Raw genomic sequence first — 19,829 nt, forward strand, 5'->3', positions numbered from 1 at the left:
ATAGAATCGAGATTACCTTATGGGTGATCAGTGTCATATTTATAGTGATATAACTTACTGATGTTTCAAATAAATGTGATTCATGACCATCTCGTAACCACTTAAATTATGGAGAAACGCATTACAACTCTTTACTGCGTTCTCAATACTCAATTCCTTGAATCAAACTTTCTCAGTGAATCAATTTCCGTAAGCACTTCTGTCTTTGTTTAAGGTGATTGGGTTATCCCGCCATTCCCATTACTTCTTAGAGCGGTCTTAATATTTCTATTAATAACTATACCTTTAACTTATTGTTATGTTATATCATAACAATAAGTGTTGTTTTTGGATGTTCGGTGGGAATTTGAATAAACCTGTATTGTCTGTGCGCGGGCTCTGCGCTGATGGCTTGGCTAACTGGAGAGCCGTCTCCGACGTGACATTTGATGTGAACGACGGTGAATGCGTTGCCATCATTGGGCCTAATGGAAGTGGAAAGTCCAGTTTGCTGAAAGGCATTACAGGCGAATACAAAACCGTCGCGGGTGAGTTGATGTTGTCTGGTATTCCGCTTGGAAGCCTTGAGCGGCAGCAGATAGCCAAAAAAGTCGCGGTGGTTACTCAACATGAGCATGTTGATCCTCGTTTGAGTGTTGCTGAATATGTTGGCTTAGGCCGAACTCCTCATACATTTTGTTGTAGTGCAAAAGAGCACAAACGAGCGGTTCAGCAGGCGATGCAAGATGTTGGGCTGATTCACAAAAGCCAGCGGTGCTTTGGTGAGCTATCCGGTGGTGAACAACAACGTGCAAGTATTGCTCGCGCCTTCGCACAAGAGCCGCGACTTTTACTCTTAGATGAGCCTACAAACCACCTTGATCCTCTCGCTCGCCTTGAACTTCTGAGCCTAATTAAACAACGTGGCATTGCGTCTGTCGTGGTGCTGCACGATTTACCTTTGGTAGCGCCATTCGCCGACAAAGTCCTGTTGATGTCAGGCCAAAAAATGGTGGCGTTCTCAGCCCCAGAGGCGGTGATGCAGGACCGATACATGATCCCTGTTTTTGGATTGCGCGTTCTCACGTTCAATCATCCTAATCTATGCAGCACCATCCATCATTTTGAAGCTGCATCAACTTACTCAACTCACTTAACTCTCTCTAATCACTCTTTAATAGGAGCAGCCCAATGAAGTGGCCTGTAATTTCCAGTCTTTTGTTTCTTTTACCTTTCTCTTTTGCGCATGCGACAAGCACTCAATACCCAGTGACGGTTGATAACTGTGGGAGCCCACTGACCATTGAAAAGCGGCCCTCGCGTGTGGTTGTACACGACATCAATATGACCGAGATGGCGTTTGCTCTTGGTCTTCAAAAGGAGATGGTGGGCGTTACGGGCATTACTGGGTGGTACAAGATGTCGAGTTCGTTTGAAGAACGTTTAGGTGATATTCCTGAGCTCGCACCTAAGTATCCTTCATTAGAAACATTGATTGCTGCTGATGCTGACTTCTTTTTCGCTGGCTGGAATTATGGAATGAAAGTAGGTGGTGAAGTGACGCCTCAAACACTGAAGCCATACGGGATTGATACCTTAGTGCTCTCTGAAAGTTGCATTCATACCCAAGACCAAAAAGAAGGCGCGACAATGGATCTGCTTTATGGCGATATGAAAAAGTTAGGCGTTATTTTCGACAAGCAAGCAGAGGCCGAGGCTTTGGTGAAAAACTGGAAAGAGAGAGTTGAAAAAATAGCAGAAAAGCAAAAAGCATCAGGTAAGCCGAGCCCAAAAGTGTTCTTGTTTGATTCGGGTGAAGACAAGCCTTTCACCGCGGGTAAGTACGGAATGCCAAACGCAATGATTGAAGCTGCTGGTGGTCAAAATATCACAGGCAATATGGAAGCTAGTTGGGCTCGAACCTCTTGGGAGAATGTCGCTCGTGAAAACCCAGATGTGATTATCCTTCTGGATTACCAATCGGCGAGTGGTGCCGATTCGTTGCAACGTTTCCTCGAAGCCCATCCGTTAATGAAATACACCAATGCGGTCACTTCTGGTCGCTATGTCAAACTGCGTTATGAGCAACTCACCCCTGGGCCTGCCAATATCGATGCCATTGAGAAACTTGCAGAAGCGTTCGTTTCTGAGTGATCGGGAAGGTTGTTATATGAAACCTTGTTATTGATAAGAGTAGTAGTCCTTTGATTTTATTTGATAAATATCGGGCAGCATGGCTAACAGGTATCACTGCCATGCTGCTCGCCTTCATGATGAGTTTACAATTTGGCTCGGTTCCTTTGTCTTTCAAAGAAGTGCTCATAGGGTTGAGTTCTTTCACTGATCCAACGCCGGATATGACCAGTCGAATACTGATCGATCTAAGGTTACCTAGAGCATTGTTAGCGGTTATCGCGGGTGCAGGGCTGGCGATGGTTGGGGCGTTGCTTCAAACCTCGACACGAAATGATCTGGCGGATCCGTTTTTGTTTGGCTTGTCATCTGGCGCGTCTGCTGGTGCGGTGTTGGTGATCACCAAAGTGGGAGACGCTCTGGGTGTTTGGTCACTGCCACTGGCTGCATTCTCGGGTGGTATTGTGTCGGCGACCGCCGTTCTGATTCTGTTTTCGATGCAGAAGAAAAAGGGTAATGACAACTTGATCTTGTGTGGTTTGGCGATCTCATTTCTATTCGGAGCCATCACCAGTTTTTTGATTTATTCAGGCGACCAGAGAGCGGCGAGTTCGATTTTGTTCTGGACGATGGGAGGCTTAGGGCTCGCACGTTGGGATAATTTGATTTTTGCCTTGGCGGGCGTGTTGTGTCTTATCGCGTTAATTTTCAAGCGTTATCGCGAGCTCGATACTTTGTTGGTGAGTGAACAGACGACAAGCTCATTGGGGATCAATGTGCACCGCCTACAAAGCGAGATTTTTCTTTGTTGTGCGTTTTGCACTGCGTCGATTGTATCGATGACCGGAGTGGTCGGTTTTATTGGCTTGATGGTCCCCCACTTAGTACGACCATTTTCAGGCGTCACTCACAAGCGAGCTCTGCCTCTGGTTGCCTTGTGGGGCGCGGTACTTTTACTATTTGGGGATGTGATTAGCCGAACCATATTAGCGCCACAAGAACTGCCTGTAGGTATTGTTACAGCAGCGCTTGGCGGGTTGTTCGTTTTGTATCTTGTTTGGCGTAAATAGTGCGGCTAAATTCCACCAAACTACACAGGTAGTAAGACGATCTTGCCACCTAATCGTGTGGTTTTTGATTCAATGAGATCAATCGCGGTTTGCACTTCATCGAATGGCAGGTAGCGGTCGACGTCGAGCTGAATGTCGTTTGTGATGAAGTGATCTAGCATGGTCGTGAATTTATCACGGCGAACATCTTTACCTTCTGCTTCTTCCCAATAACGTAAAAAGAAGGTGCTGAAATCGATACCTTGGTTTTTCGCGTACTCAAAGAAGCGTGGTTCGTAAAAATCCAGAGACAGCGTCCCATAGTTGATAAAACGCCCATTATTGCCAAGGGTGTGAATAAGATCGGTTCCGGGTGAACCGCCAATTGCATCAAAGGCGACGGTTGGAGTTGGCAAGCCTAAGTCCTTAATTTTATTAACTAAATCATCGTTTGCATCCAATACCCAGCTTGTGGCTGTTGGGTATCGTTTCGGCTGTGATGTAACAACAATGATGTTGAAGCCGAGCGATGCTGATAACTGGGAGAAGATCTTACCGATGGCAGAGTTGCCTGCGTTGATGATCAACACATCTTCTTGGGTTAGCTTGGCTACTTCTGTCGTCAGTACCCACGCGGTGAGCGCATTTATATACAACTGGCAGGCGTAGCCATTATCTAGGTGCTGAGGAATGTGGAAGAGGTTGTCTGGTGATACATCGACATAGTTCTGCCATGTTCCACTGGTTGCCACAAGCACGCGCTGATTCACTGCTAATTCGGTATTGCTGGACTCTACAACCTTTCCCACCGCTTCAAACCCCGGTACTCTCGGCGGCTGGTGGCTGTGTTTGTACTGTCCAACACCATAAATCGACAACAGATCACTAGGGTTGATGTTAGTCGCTTCAATTTGTACTCGAACTTTATCTTTGTCTAGTGCCCCTAAAGCGACATGCTCTAGCTTTAGAGACTCTTTCGGCTGCCCGAAACGGAACTGGCTAATTCGGGTATTTTGCTTAGTGTCAGTCATAGTTCGGGCACCTTTGTGGTTATGAGTACTGCATCGACTTTAAGTGTAGCGTGTTCATAAACAATCTTGGATCAGCAATATTGCTTAGCATTGCTGGCGTTGGCAAGCAGTCGTCATCAACGTAGTCGATATAGTCTGCTGCCGAGTCAAAGATCAAAATATCCAAGGCTAAACGATCTAGCCCGTATAGACCTCGATGGATCATGTCCGCTGAAAACACCAATAAGTCGCCTGCGGCTAACGGTATCTGCTTGCCGCCAGAGATATCATCACTGCTCACTTTGCCGTTTTCTTCTTGTCGAACATTGTATTCTTCTTCATTGTCCCAGCGCTTGTGTGTTCCGGGGATAAGCTCCATACCGAGCTCATCAAAAAGGGGCACACGAAGATGCAGTACCTGGGTTTCCATGATGACTTTCATCTGGTCATCAATGTCGTAGTCGTATTGACAGTCGCGATGCCAGAAGTCTTTTTGTTGCGGGTTTACTGGGTTGAAGAACAGCTGTGTATTCATGAATGCCGGTTTGTTCGGAATCACCGCATCAACCACGTCCATCACTTGTTTTGAGCTGATGAAGTCGAAAAGCACGCTTCTATCGTCGGCAGGCAAATATTCGCTTCCCGTAATTAAAGACGAGTTAAATGCTTCTTCTTGATAGAATTCTTCGTTGTCTGCTTTCCATGATTCATGGAATTTCAGTACGACTTTTCTAAGCGATGTAATTTGAGCTTCATTGAAATAATTTCTGATAACAAAGTAACCATGTTCGTCGTAACGGTCACTTAATTGTTGGCTGTTTTCTACCACTGACTACCTTCGTTCCCACAGATTTCTTGGGCGCATAATGCCAGACAGTTGTCATTCAACCAAGTAACGAGTGCAGAAGCCTGTAGATTCAGTGATGCTATGAAGCCAAATGGGGGGGAGTTTTACATGCCTATCTATGTCATAGGCTCATGCGACAAAAGTCTCTGCATATGTGATCCATCCCTTAATTTACAAAATGTAAATATTCATATGGTGAATCTTTTTGTGGTTTACATGATTATTAAGAATGTTGCGATTTGGTTTGCGTATGGAAGATAGAAAATCATGGATGGTTTTTCGCTGGATATGAGAACACTTAATTTTATTATTATTTTGTTCTCTTTCATTTACTGTATTGGCTTATTGTTATTTCAATTCACTCAACAGCCAATTAAAGGGCTTTCTAGCTTTTCCTTTTCAATATTTGTTATTGGAACTGGACCGTTGATGTTGAGCCTAAGAGGGGAACTACCGGATTGGATCACTGTTATTGGTGCTAATATGGTCATTGCGCTTGGTTTTCATCTCGCTTTGTATAGTTTATGCCTGTTCCGAGAATACTCCTTAAAATGTACCTACTTCAGCAGTTTGATGATATTGGCTCTTCTGCTAGGTTTTATTCACTTCACGTACTATGAACCTTCCATCAAGGCTCGAATTATTCTCATTAGTTTCTATTTAGCCTTTGTCACTCTTTGCACTGCCTTTGTGGTGTTAAAGGGTCAACGTGATGACTTGAACTTAGCTACTCGGATGATGGCCTTATCATTTTTGATATATGGCGGGTTTATGGCTTTCCGGGTATTGGTGACGCTATTTTCTGCTGAGCTGCAGGATTTCATGACGGCCGCGCTGATTCATCAACTTGCCTTTTTAGTGAGTATTGTTCTTATCGTGTCGATGAGCTTCACAATGCTCTGGTTGATTAATGCAAGATTGCTTAGGTCTATTCATGATCTGTCTTACAGCGATCCTTTAACGGCACTTGGAAACCGCAGAGCATTAGATGAAATGGTTCCAGTTATCATGAAGCAGGCGGGGACTACTCCTGTCAGTGCCATTATGATGGATATTGATAATTTTAAGTCGATCAATGACCAACACGGACACATAGTGGGTGATCTCGTTATCAAGTCTTTTGCTGAAATGGTTCAAAGTGCAATCAAAACATCGCCTACAGCCAGTGCGTTCCGTTTTGGCGGAGACGAGATAATGATTTTATTGCCCAATGTTAATTTCCTACAAGCACAGGCTATTGCTTGCAAGTTGCGGTTGTCTATTTCAGAGATCTCAGCAGTGCAAGGAAATGAGATGTTTCTGACGTCGAGTTTCGGTGTTGCTCAGCTTCACCCGAATGAGAGTTGGAATGGGTTTGTTAGCCGAGCCGATAAAGCGTTGTATCAAGCGAAAACAAACGGTCGTAATATGACTTCAATTTGTCCTAGTCATATTAACGAACTCGTCACTGCCTGATGATGACAGGTCTTTATGCGTTAGTTTGACCCGCCACTATTTTGATAAAGCCATTATATTGTTGGCTGTGGCGCTGAGTCTGCTTTTTGGCTTTGCGTTAACGTCTGTGAGGCAGTGGCTTTAGTTTCTTCCGTAGACGTAAAATGTTTATCAGTTAGCGTCACGGTCATTCCTTCATGCTTCACTGTTGTGCTTGACGCTTCTAATTGGGCTTGGTTTGTTGTCGCGGGCTCTGCGAATGCCATCATTGAGGTTGTAAAAAAGATCGTTGTTAGTGCGATTTGAGTAAGGGTTTTCATTGGGCTGTATCCTATTGGGTAATGATTAATAGCTGATACGTGCACTATAAAAATTATGTGGAGGCCGTTCTTATCATTTTACGCCACCGTAATATTTATGCGGTGGGTGAATATTTCACTGGGGTATGATTTCCAGTCCTCTTTGACCCAACGTCCAAGTATGGCGACGTTCAAATCACTGCCACATCACCAATACCGCTGCGATAGAGAGTAAGATGAGTGCAACAATGTCTTTGCGAGCAATACTTTGCCCCAACCAGAAGTAAGAGATTAACACCATAAAGACCACCTCAACTTGTCCCAACGTTTTCACATAAGGCACGGCTTGAAGTGACATTGCACTAAACCAGCCAAGAGAACCGATCACACTGGCTAGGCTTGTCATCACCACCAATCTCGACTTCTTGAATATCTGGTGTAACGTGTCGCGTTCTCTGAAAAAGAGGTACGTACAGATAATCACTGTTTGAAGAGAAATAACTAGGAACAGCACCCACGCTGCACTATGAGGGAAGGGAAGGCCGATGTTCAAGCTGGCTTCTCGAACCCAAAGAGACGTTAAAGCAAACGCGGTACTGCAAGCCATACCTAACAAAAACACTTTGGGGGAAAGGCTTCGCCAACCTGAAGCGCTACTCATGATGAGCACGCCCAAGGTGCCAATTAATACGCCTACCCAGCCTGTAACGGTCAACGCTGTGCCAAAAAATAACACGGAAAGCACAGCAGAAACCGGAGCTTCACACTTGGCAAGTCCAGCACCAATCGCATAGTTTTCGAGCTTAAATAGCATCACCATCAAGCCTGTTGCAAGGATCTGCATGATTGCCGCAGCAACTATGTAGAAAACAAACTCACCGGAAAAATTAGGCGCGGAGACTGGCTGCCATTGGTACAGCGAATAGAGATAAATAAGTGCGATTGGGCCAGCCCAAATAAAACGAGCCAGCGTAACGCCAGCCACACTCATTGTGCCCGCTAGTTTGCTTTGAAAGGCATTGCGCCAAGATTGGCTGAAGGCAGCAAGCAGGGTAAAGGCGATCCAACTAAAAGACATGACGCTTCCATGTGTGATGTAATTTGATGGTGATACTAACAAAAAATCACATGACAAGAAGTGTCATGATCTGTTTATAGCCACAGGCTCACCTTTATTCTCTATTCAGTATTAGAGCGCTCTTCAGAAGATCGGCTGTTTCTTGTTTTTGAAATAAAACAACGCGTTGATTAACACGAACAGTAAGGCGAAGTAATAGCAGAATGAAGAGAGCGATGCTAAGAAGGCGAGGTTCTGTTCTATTTCTTGCTCGGTGTAATTATTAGAGACCAATTTGTAGTAGTAAGCGTACAAGATCCCGATCAGCCCGTATCCGAGGTTAAACATCAAACCTTTGAAACTAAGAACGGTGGCTCGGTTATGTGACTCGGTCTTTTTGTTTAGGTGGTAGCTGATGAAAATGTTCATCGTCATGATGATAAAGATAAGCACCAGCGCAGGAACTACCCCATAGATGGACCAACCTAAACTGATCCAATAGTAGGTCGCGATACTTGCTAAGCCCATGACAATAATAAAGGTTTTTGGCTCGATACTTTCTGCCAACCTCCGGCTTTGCCCCGCTAAAATGATTTTTAGCAGACTGATTCCCGCGCCAATAAAACCAAAATAAATAATAGGAATATCGATAGCGAGATAGTATTGGCTGTTCATGGTTAAGAACATGCGTGAAGTGTGTTCGAACAAGCTGTAATAGAGCAAGATGAACAGCACGTAAGGCGTAGCAAGTACCCACTTACCTGTATCAGCCGTTAACTTGAGGCTGGCGATGGTCGTTGCTAATTTGCTCTGATCGCTTGGCATCACCTTCTTTTCTTCACGCATGTTTATCGCGGCATAAATTGCGAGTAACGCGACCAAGAGAGTCGCGAACACAGGGATTCGCATCAGGTCTTTGGTGCTTTCTGGCTCGGCTAGCCCAAGGAAATGAAAGATGTTCGCCATGAAGTTCACGTCGTACATCGCAGCGCCGATCAAGGTGACAAAGATACCGACACTAGAAGCGATACGGAGCTGGATTTGTAACACTCGCGGCCACAACTCTTCATTGCCTTGTTCTTTTAAGGTGTCGTAAGCCAATGCCTCATCTGCACCACTTGCCAATGCCATTGCTAACCCACTGAGTATTCGGTTGACCAAAAATACCATGAACACCAAGTTAGCGTCTCCGGTCGGTACGAGTGCGATCATGGCTATCTCTATGAACATCACAATCGAAGACAACACTACAAGCTGTTTGCGACCTAAGGTATCGGCGAATGCCCCAGATGGAACTTCTGCAAGTACGATGGTCGCCGCCCAAACTACGTTTAGCATGGCAAACTGAGAGAGGGTTAGTCCGTAATCTAAATAGAGTAGGGTGAATATAGGGTAATAAAAACGCGCAAAGTAGCTGCTTCTAAACATTAAGAAGTAGCGGACATTGGGAATTTTAAGAATCTCTTTGAGCGTCATGATAATTTCAGTAATTTAGATAATACATTCTTATGTATAACCCTTTTACTCTTTTAAATCATGGAATTGTTGCATTCTTCAATATCTTTTTGATTTATCGAGAATCTGTTGAATGGGTAAGGCTTGCGGCGTTATGCTTTTATAAGGAAAAATCATACCGGAGAGTGCTTGGTGCTCAATCATTGTCGCGTAATCGACAGTTATTGGCGTGAAACCCTAAATAGTTCTGTTTATTAAGAGATAGATTGAGTTAACGGGAATTAGAAAACTTAAAGAGATAGATGGAATATCTACTTAAGATTGAGCCTATACTTAAAGCTTATCAATAAGATAAAGGATGAAATAATTAATTTGGACGACTATCAAGTCATTGTTAAGCATCATGAATCGCACTACTCAGGCGAGGTACATACTCATGATTATGCTCATTTAGCTTTTATACACCAAGGCTGCCAAATTCTATCAACTGACCAGCACAGTTTACTCTCTATGCCCGGCTCTTTAATTTATATTCCCGCAGGCGTACCACATCGTGCTGACTTTCTAAAGCAATCACATGTTTCCTTACTTCGCCTACCCCAAGCTGCAACTCCTAATATCACTAAAATATGCATATTGGACGTATCACCCATCGTTGCTCAGCTATTCAGTGTTTGGGAAAATGGAGGACCAGAACAAAAGCTCGTGACTCACTATGTGCACGTTCTAGTCGACCAATGCATCCTTTGTAAGCCAACCAATAACCCCCTAATTGCAAAGGGAGGGATGGACAGACGACTGCTATTGGTAATTGAAGCATTATCAAACAAACCTAACATCAAAATGTCTATCTCAGATTTATCTAAGCAAACAGGGGCTTCCGTTCGTACCTTAAACCGACTTTTTTTGTCGAGTTTCAAAGCATCTTTTCGAGATATCCGACAAAAGGTGGTGATGGAACGTGCTGAAAAAATGATGGCAAAAGGCATTAGCGCAACTGACATTGCATTCGAACTTGAGTACTCAAGCCTGTCTTCATTCTCCACTGCATTTAAAGAACATCAGAAAAAAGCACCCCAGAATTAAACTTGGCGCAATTTGTAAACACAGTGTCGTTTTACCCAAAACCTTAACGTGAGGATCTATTTAACATGACGCTCTGTTCTTAACGTTTATGGGAAAACGAGTGTCCAAAATAACCAATATATTTATCAGCATTTTAATGGCATCGAGCTATTTTTTTGCGTCGAGCATGTATACGCCAAGCTTTCCAGATATACAAAGTGAACTCCACACCTCTGAGGCGCTAGTACAACAGACGTTAAGTCTGTTTTTTATCGCTTTAGCATGCAGCCAGCTTATCTGTGGGCCGTTATCCGAGCGGTATGGGCGAAAGCCCGTTGCTATTCTTTCATCTGCGATTTTTGTCGTTGGTTCAATGACTTGTCTCATGGCTGATAACATAGATATTCTGTTACTGGGTAGGATCATCCAAGGTTTAGGGGTTGGTGGCCTTTACCTGCTCTGCCGAACAATACTCCAAGACGCCTTCGAAAAAACGGAACTCATGGGGATACTTGCTTGGTATGGGATTCTTTTTATGAGCCTACCCGGTTTAACGCTGATTTTAGGGGGATACCTGACTCAACACTTTGGTTGGCAAGGTAATTTTGTCTTCATGGCATCTTTATCGATCGCAACACTATTGATTATCACATTTATGAAACGTGAAACGATCAGCCAGAAGAACCCTGATGCAATTAAGCTTAAACAGATACTAAAAGACTATGCTTTCATCACATCGAACGTAACGTTTCTGTGTTATTTGGCAATGATGTTCAGCGGGACGAGTTGCCTACTGCTTTTCCAAGTAACGGGTTCTTTTGTTGCTCAGAATCAATTTGATTTAACGGCCGCAGATTACGGAATTGGGTCAATGGTTTTGATAGCGAGTAGCGTTGCATCAAGATTAATTTGGAACCAGTTTCTGAAGAATCGTATCAGCGAAAATATGACTCTAGTTTATGGGAGCCTGATTCAAATTGTAGGCTGTGCTTTTATTACTCTTAGCCTTTTCGTACATAGCTACTCACTAGTGTTACTCGGGTTTTCATTGATGGCGTTTGGCTCTGCATTTTTACTTGCGATAGCTGGTGTTTCTGCATTGTATTTGTTTCCTAATCACAAGGGGCAGGTTGGTGCTATCTACGGTGCTTTGCAGATGGTTGGAGCATTTGGTTTTACGTTTTGTTTATCGTTCGTTCCGGCCAATCACGAGGTAATGGTTCTGAGCAGCTGGGTATTGTCACTGATGAGCAGTGCCGCAATTATTGTCATGTACATGTGCCAGCGAAAAACGTTGGAAATGCCTGTCGCTTAATCAAGTTTGATTCAGAAAAGTCATCGAATTGATAATTTAGGCTGTTAATTTTGCTAACAAAAAAATCCCCTCAAGGTACGCTCTGAAGGGATTTTTTATTAACCAATAATGCAGTTGTTAGCCATTACCTGCTTGCCATTAGCTATTCATTTTCTGTTTCCTTAGAAGCATTAGACGTTGTGCCTTTTTTCAACCAATTATCAAGCACGTGTTGCAGTGCATTCAAAGAGGTTGGTTTCTCTAGGCGACCATCCATCAACTTGCTGATCATATCTAACTCGTGCTGTCCTGATTCGCCAGATAAAGCAATGATTGGCGTTTGAGGAGAACGTGCCTTGATGATTTGGCTTGCGTCAAAACCATTCATTATTGGCATTTGTACGTCCATTAAGATCAAATCGACCTTATGTGTTTTGAACTGCTCGACGGCATTCTCACCGTTTTTGGCCTGTAAGCTATTTACGCCAAGTCGACTCAGGTACATTTGAACAAGTGTGCGTTGTACTTCTTTATCATCGACGATAAGTACGGTTGGAGCCAAATGATTTCCTGGCTTTAATGTACTTGTTGGTTCTGAATTTTGCGTTGCCGCTTGGTTATCTGGCTTAGCTTCTACGTTGGTTTTGTTTTCAGTTGTGGTTTGATTACTTTTCCAATCATTGAAGTAAGGCGTACGAAGTGCGTCTGCTTTGGGTGCATTGGGTACCACAGGGAAGTACAGGTGGAACTCAGTAAACTCCCCAAGCTTAGAGTGGCATTCAACCCGGCCGCCAAATGAACGCATCACTCGTTGGCAATAGCCAAGCCCTAGGCCACTACCACCGCTTTTTTGGTAAGAGAAGAAGTCATCAAAAATCTTATGCGTAATGGCTTCATCAATGCCGGGACCGGTATCTCTGAATATTAGAACGTTCTCGTAAGATCCTGTGTTGGTGCTGATCTCAATTTGGCTTTCTGGGTAAGAATCAAAGTAGTAGATTGCATTGCGTATCAGGTTGAAAATGACGAAGTTGAATAAGGTTTCGTTCAGCTTTGCTACAAAATCAGCGTGTTGTGGTAAACGAATGCGTTCAATGATCTTTTCATTCTCAAAACCATAGTGGCTTACGGCTTGATCCACGGCTTTGTGGATAGAGGTCATCGTCACAGGACCGTTTTCCGGCGTACTGTCACTGACTTCGCGCAGGATGATATCAATCAGTTGCCGCCCGCGTTGAATCGCCGCTTGGCCATTCTCAATATCCTTTAGGATTTGTTTAGCTGGGGCTTGGTTATCTATGTGCTGCTTTAACACCTCAAAATGCAGCTGCACTTGAGCAAGAGGGTTACGCATTTCGTGTGCGATAGAATTAGCAAGGGCGCGACTTTGGCGAATGCGTCTATCGGCTTCAATGGTGCTTTGTACACGAGTTAACAAGGTTTGCAGGGCAGAGATCTCTTCGTTAGAGAACATCTGATCGTTGCTCTTGTGTGACGACACCAATAAGTGCGTGACCGATTTCCCCTGACCAAATAAAGGCATCACCAAGGCGGTGTCGTTTGAACTCATCTTGTCATACAGGGCTTTTATTGAGCGCTTGGCTGGTGCGGTGTAATCAAGCTCCTGAGAAAGTTCGTCAAACACTAAAACAGACTTGTTGGTAGACAGATAATCTTCGTAGAAAGTTTCGTTGTAGTTGCTGTTCACCAGACGCAGCTTGTCTTCTGGAATCTGCAGTAGGCTACCTAATCGACGCATTGCATCATCAATCGACAGCTTGAAATCGTCTTCTAGTGAGAGGATCTGCTGTACTGGCGTTTTCTTGTTTCCGTAGACAAAGAAGGAAGCGTAGTGGCTCACTCGTTTGTAGAGAACATGCCAAGTGATGCCGATAATCGCACAGATTGGGATAGCAACGAGCCATTGACTGTTGTCTGTTAGCGGGATAAATATCGCGCCAAAAGGGATCACCAAAATAGCACAGACCAACAGCGCATTTAGGCTCATGTACGCAAGGTATTTCACGCTGTAGAAGCGCGAGGTCAGCAGGGCATAGCCAACGAACAACATTTCACTGATCGACAAAGCTGGTGGCAGCCAAGTGAGCGAGAAATCACGCAAGAAGTAGGTCATGCCTAGGTGGATTGTCGCAGTGGACAGCATGAATACTAAGATACCTGCGATCATGTAGTTGGTTTTGGCTAAGGTCAGCTTACTACTGTTGGCGCGCATGGCCACGAGGTTGAGTAGTGTTAGGACAACAAAACTTATCATCCCAATGAAGAAGTAAGGTGTTTGAGGGCCGAACTCAATCACGAACTGGCTTGGGCCTGCAATGGTGACGTGTTCAACGGTTAACCCCGGACTTAAATTGATAAAGAAGGAGTAGACGGTTAAGGTGACGAAAATGGCTTGTTGCCATGCGTGAACCTTACCATTGCGTTGTTCGGCGGCGAGCTTACACGAGAAGTAATAGGCAAAGGCAAACGCAAAGAAAGAGGCGAGGTTGGCAAACTTTGCGGCGAACACGGCGGCCGGGGCCCCAAGTTCCGGTAATAAATCGGTATGGAAATAAGCGTTACTGCTGATCCACGCAACAATGCAGATCGAATACGCGATGTAAGGGGCATGGTGTGTCCCCGCAATCACTTCGTTCTTTTGTTTCAGGCGATAGCAGTAATAGAACAACCACATGACAACCACAGCCACGGTTGCAAGCAGTGTGATTGCTTTTGCATAGATGATCGCCTCTAGGCCGAAATCAAACATGTTCATCCTTTCTTACCGAGCTCGATTTTTCTAATGACTTTCGGCTTTCTCGCACTGCGCGTTTGTAGCTGCGAAAATCGACATTATTGAACGCTTTTACCATTATCTCGAAATTCCAGAACCCACGATAAATTGTTGTGCCATCATTATTTAATTCGCAATACCCAGAATGGAAGTATGCTTTAGAATCAATGGTTTGATAAAACTGAAGCATGAAAGGTTGCTCGATAATAGTAAAACCGATTTTGTAGCCTATTTGATGTAATACACTCATCAGCTCTTTTTGAGCAAGGTAGAGGAAATAGAGTTTTTGTTGGGTATTACCACTGACTGTCAGACGCAGCACTTCACACAGGGCATTCTTATCGGACAATTGTAACTGGAATTGTTGGTCAAATTCTGGGAGAGAGTAACATTTTGACAGTGTAGGCGGTGTCAAAAGTTGTAACCCTGCGAGTTCAGCGTAGCCGTAATTGGGTAAACAGTATTGCCATTGCTCATTGCTGAACGGCGGTGCGTAACTTAGCCAAGTATCATTCTTAGACCAGTCTTGAATCAGCGCAGAGGAAACCAGTGTTGGAAAGGCTTCATCGACTGGATGTTTGAGCAGAATAAAATGCTTACCTGCCTGAGAAAGGTGTAATAAAGGCAGCATCTCAAACCATTTTTCACCCTTGATGAACACCTCAAGATTGCTCAAAGCAATGGCATCGCTGATGGACATTCCTTGTGGGTGGCTCGGTGTTTGTACCACAAGCGGATCATCTTCTATTCGTTCAATGATTGCACCATAGTAAGCGCTGTCTTTGATAGGGAGTTCAGTGTGAGAGGGCGCACTTGCGTCCAACGGTGATTTTGCTTTGATGGCTGCAATTTCACATTCACACCAAAAATCTAACCAATGCATGTAACACTGACTTGCGGCCGCTTCTAACAGTGCCATCTCTTTCGACAAGGAACTTGGATAGCGTTGAATAAGCTCGCGATAGTCCATCAGTTCAAATAAAACTGAGAGGCTTTTGTGTTGATGTTCGGGGAAGAACGATTCCAATAGTCGTCGACGATAGTCTGTGACGGTTTGGAAAAGAGCGATACGTTCTTGTGGCTGATAAGCGTTGATCGTGAGCTCGATCAGCGCTTGTTGTTTCTTTTCGATAGACAGACTGCTAGCCAATAGTGAGTCTAAAGACGACGTTAATTTCATGGTGTGAACCTAGCCTAGGTTTATATAATTATTTTTATTTGATTTGCACCAGTCAACTCGACACGGATTTATAGTAAGTATTTGAAATAAAGTTACTTTGATGAACAAACGTAACTCTAATTGTGTCTATTGTTTTTAAAAACAAGTTGCATAATCGAGCGCAAGTTTACTACTTGTGCTGACCCTTAACAATATGGGTTAGTCATGTACGAATTAATTAATGATTCCCTAAATTAGAGTGCTCTCAATCACTTATATGGTTTGATCATGTGTGGAAGTTAATTTATTCAATCTGAGAATATCTTTTTGAATTTATAAATTGGTCCTGAGTGTTTATTTTTTGAACCAAGCTCATAAATCATACGCAACTCAATTCACCTTATAGATTGTAAGGAATATAACAGCGTGCTCAATTATATAATTAACTAATGAGTGTGGTATGTCTCATCTCCGTCTATTTCCACGTCATCGCTTGGCGATCGCTTGTATGCTTGCCAGTGCGTCCAGTTTCTCTTTTGCTCAAAATCAGTGTGAGGTGCTTGATCTTCAACAGGCGTCCAATCTTGCACTCGCTGTCTCTTCGGCAAACAACAGTTGCTACAGTTCTTGGTTCTCTGCATCGAATAATTCACTAGATAATATCTATAGCGAAGCAAACCTAAGCCGCATTCAAGTTGCACTGAACTCAGAAATAACTCGTTACCGAGGTGAAGCTGAACAAGCCCGTAAACTTGAAAACCTTGGTGAGTTTGTTCGTGCCGCTTATTACGTTCGCTATAACGCGCAAGCGCAAGACTTCAGCGAAGCGTTGAGTCAGCGTTTTGCTCAGTCGACGATTGCTTTCTTAGCTAACCCTGATGCGTTAGATCAAGGTCGTGAGCAGGTGGGTGCATTGAAAAGCCTGACGCTAATGGTCGATAACGTTAAACAATTGCCACTGACAATGGATGCGCAACTTGCGGCATTACGTCACTTCAACCAAGAAACGGCGCAAGACTCACAATGGGTCGATGGGTTAAACAATCTGTTTCGAGCAATGGCAGGGCACGCAGCTAGAGATGACTTCTACGATTACATGGCGAGCCATACCCAGCATATCGACACGCTTGCAGCATTCGCCCGTGATAACACGTGGGCTTTAGATACTGATGCGAGCTTCCTTGTTTATAACGCCGTGCGTGAAATTGGTCGTTTGCTGGCAAGCCCAGATAAATTAACGAAAGACAAAGCGCTGCGTTTTATGCGGCAAGTGATGGTACAAAACCCACTTGGCAGTGAGCATGACAAGCTTTGGTTAGCGGCGGTTGAGATGATGGGGTATTACGCGCCAGACGGCTTGAATGGATTGGATCTAGAGCAAGCAAAACGTGATTTAGCAATGCGTGTACTTCCCAATCGTCATGAGTGCCAAGGGCCTGCGATTATTCGCTCTCAAGATTTAACGCAAGCACAATCAATTGAAGCATGTGATGTACTCGCGGCAAAAGAGGCGGACTTTCATCAAGTTGCGAACACAGGCCAACAACCTGTCGCCGACGATAATAACGAGCGAGTTGAAGTCGCGGTGTTTGACAGTAAAGGTAGCTACACCGATTACTCTGCATTCTTGTTTGGAAATACCACCGACAACGGAGGTCAGTATTTAGAAGGTAACCCTGCCGAAGTGGGTAACGTGGCGCGTTTCGTCGCTTACCGTTACGCTAACGGCGATGACCTTTCAATTCTCAATTTAGAGCATGAGTACACTCACTATCTCGATGCGCGCTTTAACCAATACGGCTCCTTTAGCGACAACTTGGCACATGGTCACGTTGTGTGGTGGCTAGAAGGTTTTGCTGAGTTCATGCATTACAAGCAAGGTTACGATGCCGCTGTTGGTTTGATTAGCAGCGGGAAGATGAGTTTATCGGACGTGCTTGCGACCACCTACTCTCATGATTCCAACCGTATCTATCGATGGGGTTACTTGGCGGTGCGCTTTATGATGGAAGAACATCCTCAAGAAGTGCAGAGCTTGTTGGCACTGTCTCGTGCTGGCAAATTTTCAGAATGGGCGCAACAAGTGAAAGTGCTTGGCCAGCAATACAATGGTGAGTTTGATCGTTGGCTAGACACTGTTTCAAGTGAACCAACAGAGCCTACTGATCCCACAGAACCGACTGACCCCACAAATCCGACAGACCAAGCCATAGTGCTTGCAGCAAACCAAGGTGTAGTGTTGAACGGCGAGGCGTACAGTGAGCAGCTGTTCTACGTCGATGTACCTGAGAACACCACGCATTTTGAGGTTTCGATTGAAGGTCATGCTTCAGGTCAAAGCCAAGGTGATGCTGATCTTTACATGAGCTACAACAAAGAAGCGCATTACTATGATTTTGAATTCAGCCAATACGGAAATGGAAGTAATGAGATGGTGACGTTTGAACCAAAGTCATCGGGTTTCATCAAACCGGGTCGTTACTACATGAGTATTGCAGGACGCACCGATTTCAATGACGTAACACTGTTGGCATCACTAGAGACAGAAGCGCCAACGCCGCCATCACAAGAACAAGATGATTTAACGCCAATAATACTGGAATCAGGTCAGCCTCAAATACTCACCGTGCACCAACGACGTTATGCGGCGGTTTATGTTCCACAGGGCGTGCAAGAGGTAAGAGTATGGTTGAATGATAAGAGTGACGTTGCTGAGAGTGGACAGTCGAATGCTGGCAACGTTGATCTATTTGCAAGTCGTTCATACTGGCCTACTTCAGGGCAACACGATTATGCCTCTAATTACCGTGGTAGCAATGAGTACCTGCAAATCCCTGTAACAGAAGAAGGCTATGTGCATTTCTTACTGAGTGCTGAACAGCATGGGGATGATGTCGAGATGTTGGTGTTCTTTCACTAGCAAAACAGGCAGCAATTAAAAAGCACTAACGAAAACGCCACCTAATCTAAATGATCTAAATATCAATTGAATAGACGGGTAAAAAGCCGGGCAGTAGTGTCCGGCTTTGTTTTTCTGACAGTGCTCTGTATTTATAGAGTAGTTACACCATAATCTCTGATGAAGTAATGACATTTAAGGTCTAAGCTTGCCTACATATGAAACATTATTGCGAGTATTCCCTCGTGAATGATTGAGGTAGAGAGAATTTATGAAGAAAGTACGATTAACATCATTACTTGGAATTGCAACCTTGTTTAGTGTCGCTGCGTTAGCTGGGTGTAGTCAGAAATCTGAGGTACCAATTCAGCCACAAGAGAATGCGAACCCTATCTGTAGCACTAAAAACCTAACTGGTGGTTGGTCGCAAAGCGATGTCACACCAGAAGCTAAGCAAGCTTTAGACGCAGTTCTTGGCCAAATGAACACTTCAGCTGAGCTTAAGCAGATCTTGAGTGTTCGAACTCAAGTCGTGGCGGGTTTGAACTATGCTATTGAGTTTGAGATGGATAATGGTGAAGTGTGGAACACCATCGTTTACCGTTCTCTACAAGGTGACATCGAAATGACACGACCTGCACAGAAAGGTCGTTTGTGTTCATAATCTAGAGGCTTCTGTACCTTGTGAGATAGGCTTGATAGCAAATAAAAATGGCTCCGTATCGGGAGCCGTTTTGGTTTTTAAGAAGACTGATTTATTGAACGCTTTTAATCGGCCAGTTCGGGCTCAGCTAACTCTTGAACACAAGCACGGCTGATGTCTTCATCAATATAAGCCATTCCCAGCTTGTTTAAGTAATCCATACGATCAGCGGTGCGAAGTTCAATGTCAGGGCCTGAGATGTTGTTTTCTTGATAAACCTTAGCCATGTGAGTCATGAAATGCTCGCCCACACTCATCATTAACAGGCTCATCGCACCCACGTCCGGTCTTACTTTGGCACGCTGTTTTTCAGACAGGTTTACCGCTAACACGATAGGTTGTTCTTCTCCTTCGAAACGAACACTACGCTCACGAACGGTTTGTTGCGCCCAGTAATACGCCAGTTCTTTGCTCTGGGTGAGAAACACTGGTTCAACCGATTCGGTGTAGTTATTGCCGATGGTCGCCATGGTTTTTGAAGCCGCTTCGTTGAGGGCTTTGTCTCCAGAGCGCTTTAGTCCTTGGCCTTGAATAGAAGCGAGTAAAGCTGAAGATGTACCGTGATACCAAGTATCACCCGTCGCGAAACCATTTTCTGATAGCAGCGTTTTTGCATCTTGTAGGTGTTTAGGTATTGAAGTCATAGGCACTC

The 19,829-nt window shown here is 44.3% G+C and carries 16 protein-coding genes; 8 read left to right on the forward strand and 8 right to left on the reverse strand.

The annotated features are described in order from the left end of the window. The first annotated feature begins 331 nt into the window (after nt 1-331). The 3 genes from BCU34_RS17665 to BCU34_RS17675 all read left to right on the forward strand — a co-directional run bounded on the left by BCU34_RS17665 (nt 332) and on the right by BCU34_RS17675 (nt 3,182). The gene (locus tag BCU34_RS17665) at nt 332-1,174 is read left to right on the forward strand and encodes an ABC transporter ATP-binding protein (protein ID WP_102479254.1); all 843 of its coding nucleotides are present in this window, start codon (nt 332-334) and stop codon (nt 1,172-1,174) included. Further along, nucleotides 1,171-2,133, forward strand: coding sequence for an ABC transporter substrate-binding protein (locus tag BCU34_RS17670; RefSeq protein ID WP_102479253.1), 963 nt, complete (start codon nt 1,171-1,173; stop codon nt 2,131-2,133). The genes BCU34_RS17665 and BCU34_RS17670 overlap by 4 nt, the downstream gene beginning before the upstream one ends. Before the next feature lie 101 nt (nt 2,134-2,234). Continuing rightward, entirely contained in the window at nt 2,235-3,182 is a 948-nt protein-coding gene (locus BCU34_RS17675; protein ID WP_065678472.1) for a FecCD family ABC transporter permease, read from the forward strand. A gap of 20 nt (nt 3,183-3,202) precedes the next feature. Here BCU34_RS17675 and BCU34_RS17680 read toward each other — a convergent pair whose 3' ends face one another. Together BCU34_RS17680 and BCU34_RS17685 are read right to left on the reverse strand one after the other, a co-directional pair. Further along, complete coding sequence (locus BCU34_RS17680) at nt 3,203-4,192, reverse strand: zinc-dependent alcohol dehydrogenase family protein (RefSeq protein WP_102479252.1); 990 nt, start codon at nt 4,190-4,192, stop codon at nt 3,203-3,205. A gap of 19 nt (nt 4,193-4,211) precedes the next feature. Then, the gene (locus BCU34_RS17685) at nt 4,212-5,000 is read right to left on the reverse strand and encodes a phytanoyl-CoA dioxygenase family protein (protein ID WP_102479251.1); all 789 of its coding nucleotides are present in this window, start codon (nt 4,998-5,000) and stop codon (nt 4,212-4,214) included. Between the two features lie 285 nt (nt 5,001-5,285). Between BCU34_RS17685 and BCU34_RS17690 the strand changes: the two genes are divergently transcribed. After that, on the forward strand, nt 5,286-6,473 hold the full coding sequence (locus tag BCU34_RS17690; RefSeq protein WP_102479504.1) for a GGDEF domain-containing protein: 1,188 nt from the start codon (nt 5,286-5,288) through the stop codon (nt 6,471-6,473). A 53-nt stretch (nt 6,474-6,526) separates the two neighbouring features. Here the strand turns inward: BCU34_RS17690 and BCU34_RS17695 are convergent, their stop codons facing one another. The 3 genes from BCU34_RS17695 to BCU34_RS17705 all read right to left on the reverse strand — a co-directional run bounded on the left by BCU34_RS17695 (nt 6,527) and on the right by BCU34_RS17705 (nt 9,284). After that, a complete protein-coding gene (locus BCU34_RS17695) occupies nt 6,527-6,772 on the reverse strand; it encodes a hypothetical protein (RefSeq protein ID WP_102479505.1) in 246 nt (81 codons plus the stop codon). A gap of 175 nt (nt 6,773-6,947) precedes the next feature. Continuing rightward, nucleotides 6,948-7,829, reverse strand: a complete 882-nt coding sequence (locus tag BCU34_RS17700) for a DMT family transporter (RefSeq protein ID WP_102432336.1) — start codon at nt 7,827-7,829, stop codon at nt 6,948-6,950. Between the two features lie 123 nt (nt 7,830-7,952). After that, nucleotides 7,953-9,284 carry an MFS transporter gene (locus BCU34_RS17705; protein ID WP_102479787.1) on the reverse strand — a complete coding sequence of 444 codons (1,332 nt, stop codon included), beginning with the start codon at nt 9,282-9,284 and terminating at the stop codon, nt 7,953-7,955. A 351-nt stretch (nt 9,285-9,635) separates the two neighbouring features. Here BCU34_RS17705 and BCU34_RS17710 point away from each other — a divergent pair, with 351 nt between their 5' ends. After that, nucleotides 9,636-10,349 carry an AraC family transcriptional regulator gene (locus tag BCU34_RS17710; RefSeq protein ID WP_102479331.1) on the forward strand — a complete coding sequence of 238 codons (714 nt, stop codon included), beginning with the start codon at nt 9,636-9,638 and terminating at the stop codon, nt 10,347-10,349. A gap of 100 nt (nt 10,350-10,449) precedes the next feature. Further along, nucleotides 10,450-11,643 carry an MFS transporter gene (locus tag BCU34_RS17715; RefSeq protein ID WP_170960870.1) on the forward strand — a complete coding sequence of 398 codons (1,194 nt, stop codon included), beginning with the start codon at nt 10,450-10,452 and terminating at the stop codon, nt 11,641-11,643. Nucleotides 11,644-11,785: 142 nt separating this feature from the next. Here the strand turns inward: BCU34_RS17715 and BCU34_RS17720 are convergent, their stop codons facing one another. Then, nucleotides 11,786-14,392 (reverse strand): quorum-sensing autoinducer 1 sensor kinase/phosphatase LuxN, encoded by a 2,607-nt coding sequence (locus tag BCU34_RS17720; protein ID WP_102479329.1) that lies wholly within the window; start codon nt 14,390-14,392, stop codon nt 11,786-11,788. Next, nucleotides 14,385-15,596, reverse strand: coding sequence for an acyl-homoserine-lactone synthase (locus tag BCU34_RS17725; protein ID WP_102432340.1), 1,212 nt, complete (start codon nt 15,594-15,596; stop codon nt 14,385-14,387). Before BCU34_RS17725 ends, BCU34_RS17720 begins: the two co-directional genes overlap by 8 nt. Before the next feature lie 439 nt (nt 15,597-16,035). Between BCU34_RS17725 and BCU34_RS17730 the strand changes: the two genes are divergently transcribed. Both BCU34_RS17730 and BCU34_RS17735 read left to right on the forward strand, forming a co-directional pair. Further along, on the forward strand, nt 16,036-18,495 hold the full coding sequence (locus BCU34_RS17730; protein WP_102479328.1) for a M9 family metallopeptidase: 2,460 nt from the start codon (nt 16,036-16,038) through the stop codon (nt 18,493-18,495). Between the two features lie 250 nt (nt 18,496-18,745). Then, nucleotides 18,746-19,138 (forward strand): cystatin domain-containing protein, encoded by a 393-nt coding sequence (locus tag BCU34_RS17735; protein ID WP_102479327.1) that lies wholly within the window; start codon nt 18,746-18,748, stop codon nt 19,136-19,138. Between the two features lie 104 nt (nt 19,139-19,242). Here the strand turns inward: BCU34_RS17735 and BCU34_RS17740 are convergent, their stop codons facing one another. Further along, nucleotides 19,243-19,821: a hypothetical protein gene (locus BCU34_RS17740; RefSeq protein ID WP_102479326.1), complete on the reverse strand. Its 579-nt coding sequence runs from the start codon at nt 19,819-19,821 to the stop codon at nt 19,243-19,245. Nucleotides 19,822-19,829 lie beyond the last annotated feature (8 nt).

The sequence above is a fragment of the Vibrio sp. 10N.286.45.E10 genome, from assembly GCF_002874195.2.
Classification (GTDB): Bacteria; Pseudomonadota; Gammaproteobacteria; order Enterobacterales; family Vibrionaceae; genus Vibrio; species Vibrio crassostreae.